Raw genomic sequence first — 2,514 nt, 5'->3', positions numbered from 1 at the left:
TCCCGGTTCGCTCAGTGGCTTTCATAAAATTGACGCGCTAACATCGATTTCAATCTAGGCCCCGCAGTCAGCGTCACATCGATGCCACAGTTTATGGTTACCGGCCTTTCCCTGACCGGAACCAACTTCACATTAGTCGCATCGATTTCGGCGGTGCCGATATCACCACGCTGCAGGCGCCAACCGCGTCTTTGATAACCGTACTACACCCATAGCCCGTAAGCGGGCCATGCCAGGGTGCGGGCGACTGTCTGCGGAATATCGAATTGAAGTTAACCTGGAGGTTGATTATGGAGCAGTATCAGGCGCCGCTGAACGATATGCGCTATGTCATAGAGGACTGGTTGAAAGCACCCGCGGCATGGGCGCAAATGCCCCTATTGCAGCACGTGGACAGCGCCCTCGCTGAACAGGTATTGAAAGAGGCTGCGCGATTTGCCAGTGGCGTCATCGCGCCGCTGAATGTGAAGGGAGACCGCCAAGGCTGTCGCTTTGCAGAGGGCAGAGTCCAGAGCCCTGATGGATTTCCCGCGGCCTACCAGGCTTTTGTTGAAGGCGGTTGGCCGGCACTTGCAGCGCGTACCGAGGACGGTGGCCAAGGCCTACCCCAACTACTCAACACTGCAGTTCTTGAGATGCTTTATGCCTGCAACCATGCGTGGGCGATGTACACAGGCATCGCCCACGGTGCGTATGAATGCTTGAAGCATCATGCCCCGGAGTGGCTTCGCCAACGCTACCTTCCGGGTATTGTAAGCGGCGAAATCCTGCCCACCATGTGCCTTAGCGAGCCGCAGGCCGGCAGCGATGTCGGCCTACTGCGCACACGAGCCGAGCCAAACGATGATGGCAGTCACCGAATTAGTGGCAATAAAATATTCGCCTCTGGCGGCGAGCACGATCTGACCGAGAACATTCTCCACTTGGTACTCGCCCGCCTGCCTGATGCCCCCGCTGGCAGTCGCGGTATTTCACTATTCGTGGTGCCTAAACTGCTGGATGACGGAAGCCGCAACGCCGTGTACTGCGACGGTATTGAGCACAAGATGGGCATCCGCGCTAGCGCCACATGTGCGCTGCGTTTTGACGGTGCCCACGGCTGGTTACTGGGTAAGGCAAACCAAGGCCTTGCTGCCATGTTCGTGATGATGAATTCGGCACGCCTATATGTAGGCATGCAGGGCCTTGGCCACGCCGAGGCAGCCTGGCAGAGCGCCATGGGCTACGCCGCCGAACGGAGGCAAATGAGAGCCGTGAAGCGACCAGCAGGATCGCCGACGGCAGAAGCGGACCCAATTCACTACCACCCGGCCATGCGCCATACGCTTCTCAGCCTGCGCGCACATAGCGAGGGCATGCGCATGCTCGGCTACTGGGTCGCCCATCTACTGGACCAGTCCGAGCACGCAGCGGATCCAGAACAGCGCCAGCAAAGCACCGGACTTGCCACGTTGCTTACACCACTGGTCAAAGCGTATTTCACAGAACAGGGTTTTCAACAGGCAAGCGCGGCGCTGCAGGTATTCGGCGGCTACGGCTATAGCCAGGAATATCCCATTGAGCAGACCTTGCGTGACAGCCGTATTGCCATGATTTATGAAGGCACGAACGAGATTCAGGCCAACGACCTGCTGCTGCGCAAAGTGCTACGAAACCCGTCCTCAGACCTACCCACCTTGCTGGCATTGTATCGGGAGGAAGCGTCGCTCGCCTCGGAAAACCCAACGTGGAGCGAGGCCGCAGGTTCTCTGATTGAGCAGTGCGATCAGCTTGAGCAAATCATAGGAGAAATACGCCAGACAGAAGCCCAGGACCCCGAGGCTCCGTACCGTAGCGCAGGCGATTTCCTGCACTGGTTGGCCGTGCTTAGCCTGGGCTACGTTTGGCTACGCGCAGCACGCGTTAGTCACGGCCGCGAGGACGACCCGATCCATGCAAGCAAGCAGGAGTCGGCCCGTTACTACTTTAGTTTTTGCCTACCCAAAGCGAAACATCATGCAACCCTGGTAAAGGCCGGGCTCACAACAACGCTCCCCTTCCTGGCTGACTAAGCAATCGCCGGTCGGGTTCTATCCCGGCCGGCCCCATGATCGGTCGCGATCTGGCCCTTGCAGCAACAGCGGTGATTTTCGATGGACTGCCGCCAGCCTTATAATTATTTTGATTAACTACCAGCTATCTCCATCGAAACCTTCACAGTCAAATAGACGCTTTCCTTCATCAGATCACACAGCACTTCAAGAGCTGTTTCTCGTCCGAACTGTCGTCCATCAGCGTTCCTTTGCGGCCATAACGCTAGGTCATTTCAAGAAATAAAAAATAAAAAGTAACTTTATATCAAGTACTTACATAAAGTATCTTGCCCGATACCGGTCGGCTAAATACGCTTTTAAAATCACGAAATGGGATGAGCAACGAACTGCCCCTAAGATAATTCGGCGGCGCGACGAGCCGGAAAACCCTCTCCACTGACAGAAAAATCGTCAATAATAGTTAATTGACATAACCATTATT

The 2,514-nt window shown here is 55.8% G+C and carries 1 protein-coding gene; it reads left to right on the top strand.

Annotation, left to right across the window (positions count from 1 at the left end; translation table 11 throughout):
- Positions 1 to 290: 290 nt before the first annotated feature.
- Positions 291 to 2,051, top strand: coding sequence for an acyl-CoA dehydrogenase (locus tag M0974_RS10790; protein ID WP_297836080.1), 1,761 nt, complete (start codon positions 291 to 293; stop codon positions 2,049 to 2,051).
- Positions 2,052 to 2,514 lie beyond the last annotated feature (463 nt).

Source organism: Pseudomonas sp., assembly GCF_026224925.1.
In the GTDB taxonomy this organism is placed as follows: domain Bacteria; phylum Pseudomonadota; class Gammaproteobacteria; order Pseudomonadales; family Pseudomonadaceae; genus Aquipseudomonas.
Note: the sequence above shows the minus strand (reverse complement) of the source record. Positions and strands in the feature narration are given on the sequence as shown.